We start from the raw sequence: 13,750 nt of genomic DNA, 5'->3' as shown, positions 1-13,750 counted from the left end.
GATGGATGCGGCGGCGCTGATGCGGGCGGCGGAGGCGACGCGGGCCATGGCGCATGCGCCCTATTCCCGCTTCACCGTCGGCGCCGCCCTGCTCTGCGCCGATGGCAGCCTCCAGCCCGGCTGCAATGTGGAAAATGCCAGCTACGGCGCCACGATCTGCGCCGAGCGGGTGGCATTGGGCGCCGCCGTGGCGCGCGGCCAGCGCCGATTCACCGCCATCGCGGTGGCCGGCCCGGCCGGCGTCGCGCTCAGCCCCTGCGGCCTCTGCCGGCAGGTCCTGTCCGAATTCTCGCCCGATGGCAGCCTGGTCGTGCTGATGCGCGCGGCGGATGGCAGCCCCCGCCAGGCGACCCTCGCCAGCCTGTTGCCCGACGCCTTTGGCCCCGACCAGCTTCACCCCGGTTGACGCGACCGTCCCCCTCGCCTTATCACCCGCGCCCGGGGTCAATCCCGGCGTTTGGCGTGTGGCGGTCGTAGCTCAGTTGGTAGAGCGCCAGGTTGTGGTCTTGGATGTCGCGGGTTCGAGCCCCGTCGATCGCCCATTCGCCCACACGTCCAGGAAACAAACTCCATGCAGCTCCGCCTTGATGGCCGCACCGCCCTGATCACTGGGGGGTCGAAGGGTCTCGGCCTCGCCATCGCCGAAAGCTATGTCGAATCCGGCGCCGCCGTGGCGCTCGTCGCCCGGGGGGAGGAGGCGCTGGCCAGCGCCAAGGCGCATCTTCTCGGCAAGTTCCAGGGCGCCCGTGTCGCCGCCATCTCCGCCGATATCGGCACGGCGGAGGGCTGCACCAAGGCCACCAGCCAGGCGGTGGCGGAACTCGGCCCCATCGACATCCTGGTGAACAATGCCGGCACCAGCCAGCGCGGCCCCTTCATGGAGGTGGATGACGCGCTGTGGCAGGCCGATCTCGACCTGAAGCTGTTTGCCGCCATCCGCCTGACCCGTGCCGTCTGGCCGGGGATGAAGGAACGCCGCTGGGGCCGCGTCATCAATGTGCTGAACATCGGCGCCAAGGCCCCCGCCGCCGGCGGCGCGCCCACCGCCGTCTCCCGCGCCGCGGGCATGGCGCTGACCAAGATCCTGGCCGGGGAGGGTGCGCCCCACAACATCCTGGTGAACGGCATGCTGGTCGGCATCATCGAGAGCGACCAGTGGGTCCGCCGCCACGCCGCCGATCCGCGCGGCATTTCCTGGGAGGACTGGAAGGCCGAACAGGGCAAGGCCGTGCCGATGGGCCGCATCGGCAAGGCCCAGGAATTCGCCGCCATGGCCACCTTCCTCGCCTCCGACCAGGGCGGCTACATCACCGGCACCGCCATCAATGTCGATGGCGGGCGCAGCCCGGTGGTGTGAAAAGCACAGTCTGATGGTCCTGCTGGCCGTCCTCGGCTCCCTGCTGCTGCTGGGCCTGATCTTCGGCCCGCAGATCTGGGTGCAGCATGTGCTCGCCCAGGCGCAGGCGGAGAGGCCGGACCTGGCCGGCACGGGGGCGGAACTGGCGCGCCACCTGCTGGACGCGGCCGATCTGCGCCAGGTGAAGGTAGAGGAGACCGATCAGGGCGACCATTACGACCCGGAGGCCGGCATCGTCCGCCTGGCCGCGCCCCATTTCCACGGCCGTTCCATCGCCGCCGTGGCCGTGGCCACCCATGAGGTCGCACACGCCGTGCAGCATGCGCGGGGGGAGCCCGGCTTCCGCCGCCGCATGGTGTTGATTCGCGCCATCACGCCGCTGGACCGCATCGCGCAGCTGGTGCTGATCTCCATGCCGCTGCTGTTCGCCGCGGTGCGATCCCCCGCCTTGCTCGCATTGCAGCTGGCGCTGGTGGTGCTGCTGTTCGCCGGGCGGCTGGCGGTGCATGCGGTGACCCTGCCGGTGGAGCTGGATGCCAGCTTCGGCAAGGCGCTGCCGGTGCTGGAACAGGGCGGTTACCTGCAGCCGGCCGACATGCCGCAGGCGCGGCGCGTGCTGCGGGCGGCGGCGCTGACCTATGTGGCGGCCGGGCTGATCACGCTGATCAATGCGGTGCGCTGGTTCCGGCCCTGAGGCGCGAAGCCTCTCGAAACACGGTCGAAACATAACAAAACTAAAGACACCCTGGGTCGGTGATGCAGGCGGACCAGCGGGCGGTGACCCGCCTGGCCGGTCGCCGGCAAAGCCTGCGTCGTGGTCCGGGCGCCCTGCCCGGCTGGCGCGCAGACAAGTCAGGACGGCATGGCCATGAATGTGCGCAAGCCAGGGCGCTGGGCGAGTATCGTCTACCCCCCCGTCTCGCCGCGCCCGCGCGCCACCTACCTCTATGCCTATGACGGGCACTGGGCGGCCGGGCACCGCATGGGTTTCGCGGATATCGCGCGGATCTACGGCATCGCCGATGTCTGGGACCTGATCCTCTACAACTTCCAACTTCGGAACCCGTCCGAGGTGAACTGGGCGCTGAACCATTTCCTCGGCTGCACCAAAAGCCTCGACGGCATCAACTACTGCCTGGACCGGCACGACCGGAACCCGGCCATCGCCATCCCGCCGCTCGGCTGGCACGGCCTGACCCCCTATGACGACCGCGTGCGCGACCGCGTGCTGGACACGCTGGCCGATCCCGTCATGGCGATGATTCGCTTCCGCATGGGGCCGCTGAAGGTCACGCCCCAGATGTTCGACAAGGTGGCCTCGGCGGTGCGCTCGCACAGCATCATGTGCATCGCCATGGGCAGCCAGGCGCCGGAGAATGTGCGCGCCTTGTACAGCCAGCCATTCAATTTCTTCTGGATCCGCGACCCCGGCAGCTTCGACCTCGGCAAGTGCGCCGTGGTGGTGCATGAATCGCTGCATGCCGGCATGGACATCACCAAGCAGGCGGGCAACCTGCTGCTGCATGAGGCGGCGGCCCATACGGCGGAGGCGATGCGCATCGCGCTGGTGCTGGACGATCCCCGCACCATCGACGTCGACAGCATGCCCTCGGCCCATGGCCGGGCCGCGATGCGGCTGGCCAAGCGCATACTGACCCACAACATGTCGAACACCGGCGATCTGACCATCCCGCTTGGCGATGCCCACTACCTCGTCCTGCGCGAGGCGCTGCGCAGTATCCCCACCTATGGCAGCCGCGCCGGGCAGGACATCGGCAGCAACGGCATCTGATACCAGCGGCCGGTCTTTTGACCGGTCCGAGCGCCCGAATGGGCGCCGCCGCAAGTGCGGCGAAGCCAAGGAAACCGGAGGTTTCCGCCCGGCGATTGAGGGCGGCCCGAAGCGGTCACGCGAAAGGGCCGTTGGTATGATACCGGCCGGCCGGCCGAATGGGCGCGGCGCGGTTCCCTCCGCCGCGATCTTGCTGTAGCCCCGCCCCGACACAGGATCGGGAGCCGCCGCACATGGCACGTGAACTCACCGTCGGAATCGCCGGCCTCGGCGCCATCGGCCTGCATCTGGCCCGCGCCCTGGACCAGGGGGTGGAGGGTCTGCGCCTCGTCGCCGTCTCCGCCAGGGACCAGGCCAAGGCCGCCGCCAATATCGCGGGCTTCCGCAGCAAGCCGGCTCTGGTTGGGCTGGCCGATCTCGCCCAGGCCGATGTGGTGGTGGAAGCCGCCCCCGCCGCCGTCTTCGAACAGGTGGCGGTCGCCGCCATCGAGGCCGGAAAGATCTTCGTCCCCAGCAGCGTCGGCGCCCTGCTGCCGCGCATGCATCTGGTGGAACGCGCCCGGGCCACCGGCGCGCGCATCATCGTCCCCACCGGCGCGCTGCTCGGCCTGGATGCCGTGCGGGCGGCGGCGGAAGGGGAGGTCGCCTCCGTCACCATCGAGACGCGCAAGCCGCCCCGCGGCCTGGTCGGCGCGCCCTATCTCGACCTGCACAAGATCGACGTGACCACCATCACCACGCCGACCCTGATCTTCGAGGGCAATGCCTTCGACGCCGCCCAGGGCTTCCCGGCCAATGTGAACGTCGCCGCCGCCCTGGCGCTGGCCGGCATCGGGCCGGAGCGCACCACGGTGAAGATCTGGGCCGACACCACCGTCACCCGCAACACCCACACCATCAAGGTGGAGGCGGCCAGCGCGCGGCTCACCATGACGATCGAGAACGTGCCGAGCGAGGAGAACCCCCGCACCGGCAAGATCACCCCACTGTCGATCCTGGCCTGCCTGCGCGGCCTGACCAGCACGCTGAAGGTGGGCAGCTAAAGGGGATAGCCCTCCTCCCCGCTTCTGATGGGAGAGAGGGCATCCCCGGCAGCCTGCTACGGCGTTGGATCGCCTGCTTCAGACGTGACGCGTCACGGCGCCGCCGCTTCAGCGGCGAACATCTCCGCCGCCGCCGCCGTGAAGCCGGCCAGCGGGATCGGCACGGACACCGGCTCGCGCCGCGCGGCGATCACGAAGTTCAGCCGCAGCGTTGTTCCCTGCCGCAGCATCGTCAGGGTGGCGTCGGGCACCACCAGCGCGGCGTAGATGCCCGCCGCGTCGCTGGTCTGGAAGGCCAGGCGTTGGGCCGGCAGTTCATCCACCTGCCAGGACAGGCCGCCGGGCAGCCAGCTGCCATGGGCGATCTGGAAGATCAGGGTCAGGGACCGGCTTTCCCGCTGCCGCGTCAGCAGCACCTGCGCCAGAGTCCGGTTCTGGGGCCGCAGCAGGACGGTCGTGGTGACGCGGCAGGTCCGGGGCGCCTCCTCGGTCGCCGCGTCGCAGCGCATGTCCCAGTGGCGCGTCGGTGCCTCCGCCTCCGCACTGGCCTCGCCTGCCGGCTGGGGCGTTGGCTGCGCCTCCGCCGCGCGTGGCGCGGGGGGCGGCGGCGGTGGCAGGGGCACCGCGCGCTGCGCCAGGGCCGGTCCGGCCAGCAGCAGCGCGCCGGCGGCGGCCAGAAGGCCTTGGCGGATCAGGGCCGGGCGCGGCGGCTGGTGGTGGTGGGCGGGGTCGCGTCGGCAGGACGGCCGGCATCGAAGCCGAGGAAGCCAACCTCCGGCTGCGCCGCGCCGCCATTGCCGGACCAGGGCACCGCGCCGACCGGTTCCGCCGCCACGGCGGGCGGCGCGTTCAACGGCGCGCGCCGCTGCTGCGGCGGGCTGGTCATGGCCGCGACCCGGGCTGCGGAGGCCGCCGCGGCGGCGGAAGCGTTGGTGCCCTGCGCCGGAGGGGCGCTGCGGGTCCGGTCACGGGCGGACAGCAGGTAGAAGGCGATCTCATTGCGGCCCTGATCCACCGCCGCGTCCAGCGGCGACAGGCCAAGGGCGTTGCGAGCCTCGATATTGGCGCCGCGCGCCACCGCATCCCGCGCCGCCGCCAGGTCACCACGGCCGATGGCATCGAACAGCGCCGCATTGGGGGCCAGCGCCGCGGTGCCCGGCCCGGCCGCGATCGGCGCCGGGGTGCTGCGGGCCGCGAGACCGGGCAGCGCCGGCGCCAGGGCATTGGGCGCGCGCTGGGTCTCCGCCGGCCGGATGATGCCCTGCGCCGACGCCGCGGGGGCGAGGACCAGGGGGGCCAAAAGGGCGGCGGCCAGAAGGGGCAATCCGGGGAAAGGGCGCATGGCGCTGAAATACAGCAAGACGGGCCTGACTAGGAAGGGCAAGGCGCGCGCCTCACCCGCTTTTGGCCAAACCTTGGCCAAGAGGGCCCGCAGCCCAACTGTCCACAGGCCCTAGCCGCATCCCTCGCCGCGATAGCTGAAGCTTTCCACCCGCCCATCGCGCAGCGCGAAGGTCAATTCGCAGCTCAGCACCGCGACCCCGGAGGGCGGCGGCCAATAGCCGAATCGAGGTCCCCAGGGGCCATAGACAGGGGCATAGTAGCCGGGCGGCGGGGCCACGGCGACGCTGTGGCGCCGTTCGAATTGCAGGAAGCGACGCCCCTCCGCCTCATGCACCCGCAGCGGCACGCCCATCTCGGCGACCAGATCCGCCTCCCCCCGGCCGACATAGGTGGACAGGCGCTGGTCAAGCCCAGGTCCCTGGGCGCAGGCGGCCAGCGTGGCGGACATCAGGAGGACGGGCAGGATCGGTCGCATGCCGCGGATGTGGGGCGCGGCCGGCGCAGGGTCCAGCCCCCGGCGCCGGAAGACGCTCAGCGCCCCTCCCGCCGCCAGGCCAGCAGGGCCAAGCCGAGCACCATGGGCAGGGCCAGCCAGGGCGGCAGCAGCGGCAGGGCGGTGATGCCCGTCACGCTGTGGTCGCCATTGCGGCGCAGCCCGATCCAGCCCGCGCCTTGCGCGTCCCGCCCCGGCGCCACCCGGCGCAGCTCCGGCACAAGGGGCGTCTCCCCGTTGCCCAGCCAGCGCACGCCGCCGCCGGTGGCCGCGGCCAGGGGCGTCAACGGCGCCGCATCGGCGCGCAGGTCGGCGACCTCCATCGGATTGGCCGCATCGGCGGCGGCGAAGGCGGTGCGGCGGCCGTCGCTGGCCTGCCAGACTCCGGCCTGCGTCGCCGGAATTTCCACCACCGCCCGCCCGGCGCCGCGCGCGACGGGCATGTGGCGAGAGGTCGCGCCCTCCGGCGTCGTCACCGTGATCTCCGGCAGCGCGCCGGGTTCCAGGGATCGGCGAGTGACGGTCATGCTGCCATGTTCGATCCGGGCGGTGAGGTCCTCCTCCTCCAGCTCCGGCTCCTTCATCGTCCAATGGGCGATGCGGCGCAGCAGTTCCTGCTGCGGGCCGCCACCCTCATGGCCGCGCGACCACAGCCAGATGTGGTCGGAGAGCATCAGGGCGACCCGCCCCTCCCCCACCCGGTCCAGCACCATCAGCGGCGTGCCGCCGGGGCCCTGCATCACGGTGCTGCCGGCCCGCGCATCGGCCCGCAGCGCCCGGTACCAGCGGCCCCATGTGGCCTCGGCCAGATTGGCGCCGTCCGGCGCAAAGCTATTGGCGCCCGGCAGATTTTCAGTGACGGGATGCCGCGCCCCCAACTCCGTCACAAAAGGCCGGAAGGGCTGTTCCAGCAGCGCCGCCTGGGCCGCGCCCGGGCCGGTGGGTGGCCGCGCGGGCAGGATCTGGCCCAGCGGTGTCGCGGCCAGGCTGGTCGCCCCCGCGAATTCCGGCCCGACCGACAGCAGCAGCGCCCCGCCACCGCGCACGTAATCGGCGATGTTGCGCAGATAGACGGGCGGCAGCAGCCCGCGATTGCCGAAGCGGTCGAAGACGATCAGGTCGAATTCGCGCAGCTTCACCTGGAACAGCTCCCGCACCGGGAAGGCGATCAGCGCCAGCTCGTGCAGCGGGGTCAGGTCGTCCTTTTCGGGCGGGCGGAGAATGGTGAAATGGACCAGATCCACATTCGGATCGGCCTTCAGCAGCCGCCGCCAGGTCCGCTGCCCGGCATGCGGTTCGCCCGAGACCAGCAGCACCCGCAGCCGGTCGCGCACGCCGTTGATGGTCACGACCGTGCGGTTGTTGAGGTCCGAAACCTCGCCGGGTCGGGTTTCGGCAGTCAGCTCCACCACCGTCTGGCCGCCGCGCTCGATCGGCACGGCGATGCGGTGTTCGCGGCCCACCGGCACGGATTCCACGCGGGGCGGCTGGCCGTCGCGGCGGATGGTCAGGCGGGCGGCCGCGCCCCCGGCGGAGCCGGCAAAACCGCCGGAATCCGGCCGCGCGCCGAGATCCTCCACCACCACGCGCAATTCCACTGGGCGGCCAACGATGCCGAAGCCCGGCGCCTCGATCACCCGGATGCGGCGGTCCACCTCCCCGGCCTGGCCGGGCAGCAGCAGGTGGAAGGGGGCGTCCAGCGTGGGCGCGGCGGGCACGTCATGCACCTGGCCATCGGTCAGGGCCATCACCCCCGCCAGCCGGGCGCGGGGGATATCGGCCAAGGCGCGTTCCATGGCGGTGAACAGCCGCGTGCCCTGGTTGCCGCCCTCCGGCACCTCCACCGTGCGCAGTTCGAGCTCCGGCAGGCGGCGGGCGCGGGCCTCGATCTCGTCGCGGGCGGCGGTGATCTGCGCCGGGCGGGCGTTCAGCCCGGCGCTGTCGCTGCGATCCACCACCAGAAGCGCGATGTCCGGCCGGGTCTGCCGCGATTCCTCCACCAGCCGGGGATTGGCCAGCGCCAGCAGCAGCGCCGCGAAGGCCAGCGCCCGCAGCCAGACGCCGCGGGCCGGCTGCCAGCGCCGCGCGCCCTGCGCATCGCGCGGCAGCCGCACCAGGGCCGGCAGCAGCGCCAGCAGCGCCAGCGCAGCAAGGCCGATCAGCAGCCAGAGGGGAATGACAGGGGCGAAGTCGATGCCGGCGAGGGCCTGGTTCATGCGCTAGTTCCCCAGCCGTTCGAGAATGGCCGGCACATGCACCTGGTCACCCTTGTAGTTGCCGGTCAGCGCGTACATCACGAGGTTGGTGCCGAAGCGATAGGCCAGCGTGCGCTGCCGCGCCCCGCCGGGAATCGCCGCATAGGGGTTGTTGCCCCGCGCATCGATCGCCCAGGCCGCCGCCCAGTCATGCCCGCCGATGATGACGGGGCTGACGCTGTCATTCGCCCGGTCCTGGTCCCGCGCCACCCAGACGGTGCCGCCGGTGAAGCGTCCCGGAAGGTCGGCCAGCAGGTAGAAGGCGCGCTTCAGCACATGGTCCTCCGGCACCGGAGCCAGCGGCGGCACGGTGAGATCCCGGGTCAGGCGCCGCAAGGCGGCGCGCCCCCCTGGCGAAAACCCCTCGCCCGAACCCTCATCCCGCGTGTCGAACAGGATGATGCCGCCCTGGCGCATGAAGCCGTTGATCGCCGTCACCGCCGCCGCATCCGGCTGCGGCGCTTCGCCGGTCACCGGCCAGTAGAGCAGCGGAAAGAAGGACAGATCATCCTGCCCCGGCACCACCGCCGCCGGCTCCGCCAGCGCCGCCGCGGTGCGGCGATTGACGAAATCGGACAGGCCCACAAGGCCGGCGCGGCTCACCTCATCCACCTGCGCATCGCCGGTGACGACATAGGCCAGCCGCGTGGCCAAAGCCGGGCTCCCCTCCTGCGCCATGGCGGGAAAACCCAGCAGCCCGGCCAGCATCAGCGCGCCGAGCGCCGCGCGCGGCCGCCCCAGCACGCCGCGCAGCCCGAGCGAAACCAGCAGATCCGCCACCAGCAGCAGCATCGCCGCCGCCAGCAGCCACGGCCCCAGGTCGCGTTCCGCCGGCACCCCGCCGATGGCGCGGGTGGCGGTGCCGGAGGGTGGCGCGGCGGCCAGACTCGGTGGGGCGATGCCCGCCCCAAGGTTCAGCGCCCGGCGATGCGCCGCCTCCCCCCCGGTGCCGCTGCCATACCAGCCCGGCGGATGGCGCGGCGAGGGCACTTCCCGCTCCACGCGGCTGGCCGTGACGGGCTGCGCGCCCGGCGGTGGCGGGCCGAGCTGGCCAAAGCCATCCAGCGTTTCCATCGGCGCCAAGGGTGCCTCTCCCTCCGCCCCGCCGACGCCGGCCGACAGCGCCACGATCCGCCGCAGCATGTCCACGAACAGGCCCGACAGCGGCAGGCTGGACCATTCGGCATTGGCGGTGACGTGGAACATCACGATCCGCCCGGCGCCCCGATTCTCCCAGGTCACCAGCGGCGTCCCATCCGCCAGCCGCGCCCAGGTGCGGCCCGAAAGCTGGGCGGAGGGCTGGGCCAGCACCTGGCGTTCCACCGTCACCTCCGGCGGCGGCAGCAGCCCCTGGAAGGGCGAACCCTCCGGGAAAGGCGCCAGCGTCTGCGGCCTTTCCCAGGACAGGGCACCGCCCAATTGGCGTTCCCCGGCGCGCAGCGGCACCGGCAGCAGACCGTCCGGATGTTCGGCCAGGCGCGGCCCGGCGAAGCGCAGCAGGGTGCCGCCGGCCTCGATCCAGGCGGTCAGCTCCTGCCGCTCCGCCCCCGCCTCCACCGGCCGGTCGGCCAGCACCAGCACGGACAGCCGCCGCGCCAGCAATTCGGAGACACTGCCCCGCCGCAGTTCGGCATGCGGGGACAGGGCGCGGTCCAGATAGAACAGCTCCCCGATCAGTGGCACATCGGCCGCCGCCGCGCCGGCCCCGGCGATCAGCCCGACCGGGCGGCGTCGAAATCGCTCATCCAGCAGCACGCTGGCATTGGCGCCGACGACGCCATCCAGGTCCAGCCGCACCACCTGGTTGCGGATTTCGAGCGGCAAGGGCAGCGCGACCTCAGCCTCCGTCGCCCCGGCCGGCATGGCGACCACGGCGCGGGCCAGGGTTCGGCCATCGCCGGTGCGGGCCAGAACCGGCACTTCGGTGGCCACCGGCAGCGGCGTGCTGTGCAGGGAAACGACCAGCTGGTCGGCCTCCGCCCGCGGCGGCGGCAGCAACCGGGTGGGACGGCCCTCGCTGCGGGCGAGCGTCAGGGCGCCGCCCTCGGCCAGGGCCGTGGCGAGCGGGGTGAAGGCATCACCCTCCGCCGCATGTTCCACCCCATCCGCGACATACAGCGCGCCGAAACCGCCCGGATTCTGCGCGCGCCATTGGCGCAGCGCGGCCAGCGCCCCCGGCCGATCCGGCGCCCAAGGCTTCGGCCGCAGTGCCACCAGCCGGCCGCGCAGCTCCTCGGCCGGCATCAGCCCGGTGATGCGGGGCGCGTCGGGCACCGGCGGGGGGGCGGTCAGCAGCAAAGCGGTGCGGCGGCCATTGCGGGCGGCGCCATCCAGCTCCGCCTCCGCCGCCGCCATGCGGTCCGGCCAGTCGGCGGCCGAGGCCCAGCCATCATCCACCACGATCAGCAGAGGACCCTGCCCGCCACCGCCTGCGCCCGGCCCCCAGATCGGCCGCGCCAGCCCCAGGATCATCAACGCCGCCGCCGCCAGCCGCAGCGCCAGCAGCCACCAGGGGGTGCGCGCCGGGGTCTCCTCCGGCGTCGGCATGTCGCGCAGCAGGCGCAGCGCCGGGAAGTCCTGGCGTTTCGGGGCAGGCGGAGTGACGCGCAGCAGCCACCAGAGCACCGGCAGCGCCGGCAGAGCGAGCAGCAGCCAGGGGGCGGCGAAGCTCAGCGATCCGAGGCTCAGCATGTCATCCGCCTCCTGTCACGCGGCATTTTGGCGGTGGCGCAGCAAATCCCATGCCGCCCGCTTCATCCTGGCGCGAGCCTTTGATGCAGCGCCAGCAGGGCCACCTCCGGCGGATGGTCCGTGCGGTGGGTGGCCAGGGTCCATCCGGCGGTGGCGGCCAGGGCAGCGAGGCCCTCGCGATGCCGGCTCACACGTTCGGCATAGGCCTCCCGCACCGCCTCCACCCGCGGAACCAAAGCACCGGGGTCGCCCGGCTGCATCGATTCGAAGCGTACCCGCCCAGCATAGGGCAGGGTCTCCTCCGCGGGATCGACCACCTGCAACAGATGGCCGCGCACCCCCTGGCCGGCAAGGCGGCTGATGGCACGACGGGTCTCCTCCAGCGGGTCCCAGAAATCGCCGAACAGCACGGCGCGAGCGTGTCGCGCCAGGCGCGGATCTTCCGGCCGCGCCGCGATGGAAGCCAGCCCATCGGCGATCTGCGGCAGGGCGCCGCGCCCGGCATAGGGGCGCGGCAGACCGAACAGCCGCACCCTTTCGCCCCCCCGCAGCAGCAGCGCGGACAGCGCCAGCATCAGCAGGTCGGCGCGGCTGCCCTTGGTCGGCAGGTCGCGGCTGCTGCGCCAGCCCATGCCGGCATCGGCCGCGCGCCACAGCGCCACGGTCTGCGCCGATTCCCATTCGGTCTCGCGGATGAACAGCCGGTCGGACTTGCCCGATTGCCGCCAGTCGATGCGGCTGACCTGATCGCCGGCAACATAGGGCCGGAACTGCCAGAAGGCCTCGCCGGGCCCGGAACGCCGTCTCCCATGCACGCCGGGCATCACCGTGGCGGCGACACGTTCCGCCTGCACCAGCAACGGCGGCAGCGTGGCGCCAAGCTGCTCCGCCCAGGGGATGGAAAGGCGGGCGGGGCTAACCAAGCTGGGCCTTCAGCACGTCCAGCACCTCACTCAGATGCACGCCATCCGCACGGGCGGAAAAATTCAGCGCCATGCGGTGGCGCAGCACCGGCTCCACCAGCGCCGCCACATCCTCGATGCTGGGCGACAGCCGACCATCCAGCACCGCCCGCGCCCGGGTCGCCAGCATCAACGCCTGGGCGGCCCGTGGGCCGGGGCCATAGGCGAGGTGACGGCGCACCGATTCGATCTCCGTGGTTTCGGGCCGGGCGCTGCGGACCAGCCGCAGGATCGCTTCCAGCACCTGTTCGCCGACCGGCAGGCGGCGAATCAGCAGCTGCGCCGCCGCCAGCTCCGCCCCGGTCATCGCCGGCACGGCGCGCACTTCCTTCGCGCCGGTGGTGGCCAGCAGCATGGCGCGTTCGGCGGCGAGGTCGGGATAGGTGACATCGACCTCCAGCAGGAAGCGGTCGAGCTGCGCCTCGGGCAGCGGATAGGTGCCCTCCTGCTCGATCGGGTTCTGGGTCGCCAGCACATGGAAGGGCGCGGGCAAGGCGTGAATCTCGCCGGCGATCGCCACCTTGTGCTCCTGCATCGCCTGCAACAGCGCCGACTGGGTGCGCGGGCTGGCGCGGTTGATCTCATCCGCCATCAGCAACTGGCAGAAGATCGGGCCCTTGATGAAGCGGAAGGCGCGGCGGCCCTGGGCATCTTCCTCCAGCACCTCGCTGCCCAGGATGTCGGCCGGCATCAGGTCCGGCGTGAACTGCACCCGCCGGGCGTCGAGGCCGAGCACGGTGCCCAGCGTCTCCACCAGCTTGGTCTTGCCGAGGCCAGGCACGCCGACCAGCAGCAGATGGCCGCCCGACAGCAGGGTGATGAGCGTGCGCTCCACCACCTGTTCCTGGCCGAAAATGACACGGCCGACACCTTCGCGCACCTTGGCGAGCCGCGCCGCCAGCGCATCGGCTTCCTGGAGCAGAGATTCCGCCTCCGCCGCGCCAACCACTTCCACCATGCGGGTCAGGCTCCCTATATGCGTCACGTCCGATATGGGGAGAGTATCCACTCCGCCCATGCCGGATGCCACCTTTGCATGCACCAATCGTCATCAGGATGCCATGCGGAGCGAAGGTGGCGGAGAGGGGAACCGGGGAGTGGCCAGGATCGTGGGGATCCCGGCGGCACTTCCTGGACAGAGTTTGTGGAAGATCGGCATGAGCCAGGCGCAATCCGACGGAACAGGGCAGAGCGGGCTTTCGGGCAGTTGCCCCAAGCCCCCCACGCGCCTGCCGAAGGGCGGCAGGCCGGGCCGCATGCCGGCGCTGCGCACCGAATGCGGTGACTTTTCCATGCGCATCGCCCGCGATGGAAGCTGGCACTACAAGGGCAGCCCTATCGGCCGGAAGGAGCTGGTCTGTCTGTTCGCCTCCGTCCTGAAGCGGGAGGCGGATGGCAGCTTCTGGCTGGAAACCCCGGTGGAGCGCGGCCGGATCGAGGTTGAGGATGCCCCCTTCGTCGCGGTGGAGATGTGGTGGCGAAGCTGCGCCGACCCCTGCACACCGGCCGGCGCCACCGAGCCCCGCCAGTGCCTGACCTTCCGCACCAATCTCGATGAAATGGTGACCGCGGACGCCGACCACCCCATCCGCGTCGCCATCGACCCCCGCACCCGCGAACCCCGCCCCTACATCACCGTCCGCCCGGGCCTGGAGGCCCGCATCAACCGCGCCGTCTTCTATGAACTGGTCGCATTGGCGGAGCCGGAACGGATCGAGGGGCGCGACGTGCTCGGCGTGTGGTCGGAGGGCGTGTTCTTCCCGATCGACGACGTGCCGAACCTGGCCTGCGGCCAGGCGGCGGAGTGATCGAA

At 71.9% G+C, this 13,750-nt stretch carries 13 protein-coding genes and 1 tRNA gene; 7 read left to right on the top strand and 7 right to left on the bottom strand.

All coding sequences use genetic code 11. The features are described 5' to 3' along the window. Position 1: 1 nt before the first annotated feature. From ACVFYP_RS13570 to ACVFYP_RS13545, 6 genes are all read left to right on the top strand, one after another. On the top strand, positions 2-406 hold the full coding sequence (locus tag ACVFYP_RS13570) for a cytidine deaminase (protein WP_499200717.1): 405 nt from the start codon (positions 2-4) through the stop codon (positions 404-406). Between the two features lie 61 nt (positions 407-467). After that, a tRNA-His gene (locus tag ACVFYP_RS13565) sits at positions 468-540 on the top strand. A 31-nt stretch (positions 541-571) separates the two neighbouring features. Beyond that, on the top strand, positions 572-1,357 hold the full coding sequence (locus ACVFYP_RS13560) for an SDR family NAD(P)-dependent oxidoreductase (protein ID WP_499200716.1): 786 nt from the start codon (positions 572-574) through the stop codon (positions 1,355-1,357). Between the two features lie 13 nt (positions 1,358-1,370). Beyond that, the gene (locus ACVFYP_RS13555; RefSeq protein WP_499200715.1) at positions 1,371-2,051 is read left to right on the top strand and encodes a zinc metallopeptidase; all 681 of its coding nucleotides are present in this window, start codon (positions 1,371-1,373) and stop codon (positions 2,049-2,051) included. Between the two features lie 174 nt (positions 2,052-2,225). Then, a complete protein-coding gene (locus tag ACVFYP_RS13550; protein ID WP_499200714.1) occupies positions 2,226-3,149 on the top strand; it encodes a hypothetical protein in 924 nt (307 codons plus the stop codon). Positions 3,150-3,382: 233 nt separating this feature from the next. After that, the gene (locus ACVFYP_RS13545) at positions 3,383-4,192 is read left to right on the top strand and encodes an aspartate dehydrogenase (RefSeq protein ID WP_499200713.1); all 810 of its coding nucleotides are present in this window, start codon (positions 3,383-3,385) and stop codon (positions 4,190-4,192) included. Positions 4,193-4,284: 92 nt separating this feature from the next. Here the strand turns inward: ACVFYP_RS13545 and ACVFYP_RS13540 are convergent, their stop codons facing one another. The 7 genes from ACVFYP_RS13540 to ACVFYP_RS13510 form a co-directional block, all read right to left on the bottom strand. Further along, a complete protein-coding gene (locus tag ACVFYP_RS13540) occupies positions 4,285-4,815 on the bottom strand; it encodes an invasion associated locus B family protein (protein ID WP_499200712.1) in 531 nt (176 codons plus the stop codon). A gap of 68 nt (positions 4,816-4,883) precedes the next feature. Further along, a complete protein-coding gene (locus ACVFYP_RS13535) occupies positions 4,884-5,534 on the bottom strand; it encodes a hypothetical protein (RefSeq protein WP_499200711.1) in 651 nt (216 codons plus the stop codon). A gap of 111 nt (positions 5,535-5,645) precedes the next feature. After that, on the bottom strand, positions 5,646-5,984 hold the full coding sequence (locus ACVFYP_RS13530) for a hypothetical protein (RefSeq protein WP_499200710.1): 339 nt from the start codon (positions 5,982-5,984) through the stop codon (positions 5,646-5,648). A gap of 83 nt (positions 5,985-6,067) precedes the next feature. Beyond that, a complete protein-coding gene (locus ACVFYP_RS13525; RefSeq protein WP_499200709.1) occupies positions 6,068-8,245 on the bottom strand; it encodes a hypothetical protein in 2,178 nt (725 codons plus the stop codon). Between the two features lie 3 nt (positions 8,246-8,248). Then, a complete protein-coding gene (locus tag ACVFYP_RS13520) occupies positions 8,249-10,975 on the bottom strand; it encodes a DUF4159 domain-containing protein (RefSeq protein ID WP_499200708.1) in 2,727 nt (908 codons plus the stop codon). 62 nt (positions 10,976-11,037) lie between these two features. Next, complete coding sequence (locus ACVFYP_RS13515; RefSeq protein WP_499200707.1) at positions 11,038-11,898, bottom strand: DUF58 domain-containing protein; 861 nt, start codon at positions 11,896-11,898, stop codon at positions 11,038-11,040. Continuing rightward, positions 11,891-12,895, bottom strand: coding sequence for an AAA family ATPase (locus ACVFYP_RS13510; protein WP_499200706.1), 1,005 nt, complete (start codon positions 12,893-12,895; stop codon positions 11,891-11,893). The genes ACVFYP_RS13515 and ACVFYP_RS13510 overlap by 8 nt, the downstream gene beginning before the upstream one ends. Positions 12,896-13,094: 199 nt before the next feature. Here ACVFYP_RS13510 and ACVFYP_RS13505 point away from each other — a divergent pair, with 199 nt between their 5' ends. Beyond that, complete coding sequence (locus tag ACVFYP_RS13505; protein WP_499200705.1) at positions 13,095-13,745, top strand: DUF1285 domain-containing protein; 651 nt, start codon at positions 13,095-13,097, stop codon at positions 13,743-13,745. The last annotated feature ends 5 nt before the right edge of the window (positions 13,746-13,750 follow it).

Source organism: Roseomonas sp. F4 (assembly GCF_053891155.1).
The sequence above is the reverse complement of the archived record's forward strand: the minus strand, read 5'-3'. Positions and strand labels throughout refer to the sequence as shown.

Coding starts and splice junctions, on each gene's coding strand:
- ACVFYP_RS13570 (WP_499200717.1), top strand. CDS start 2: ATGGATGCGGCGGCGCTGATGCGGGCGGCGGAGGCGACGCGGGCCATG.
- ACVFYP_RS13560 (WP_499200716.1), top strand. CDS start 572: ATGCAGCTCCGCCTTGATGGCCGCACCGCCCTGATCACTGGGGGGTCG.
- ACVFYP_RS13555 (WP_499200715.1), top strand. CDS start 1,371: ATGGTCCTGCTGGCCGTCCTCGGCTCCCTGCTGCTGCTGGGCCTGATC.
- ACVFYP_RS13550 (WP_499200714.1), top strand. CDS start 2,226: ATGAATGTGCGCAAGCCAGGGCGCTGGGCGAGTATCGTCTACCCCCCC.
- ACVFYP_RS13545 (WP_499200713.1), top strand. CDS start 3,383: ATGGCACGTGAACTCACCGTCGGAATCGCCGGCCTCGGCGCCATCGGC.
- ACVFYP_RS13535 (WP_499200711.1), bottom strand. CDS start 5,534: ATGCGCCCTTTCCCCGGATTGCCCCTTCTGGCCGCCGCCCTTTTGGCC.
- ACVFYP_RS13530 (WP_499200710.1), bottom strand. CDS start 5,984: ATGTCCGCCACGCTGGCCGCCTGCGCCCAGGGACCTGGGCTTGACCAG.
- ACVFYP_RS13525 (WP_499200709.1), bottom strand. CDS start 8,245: ATGAACCAGGCCCTCGCCGGCATCGACTTCGCCCCTGTCATTCCCCTC.
- ACVFYP_RS13520 (WP_499200708.1), bottom strand. CDS start 10,975: ATGCTGAGCCTCGGATCGCTGAGCTTCGCCGCCCCCTGGCTGCTGCTC.
- ACVFYP_RS13510 (WP_499200706.1), bottom strand. CDS start 12,895: ATGGTGGAAGTGGTTGGCGCGGCGGAGGCGGAATCTCTGCTCCAGGAA.
- ACVFYP_RS13505 (WP_499200705.1), top strand. CDS start 13,095: ATGAGCCAGGCGCAATCCGACGGAACAGGGCAGAGCGGGCTTTCGGGC.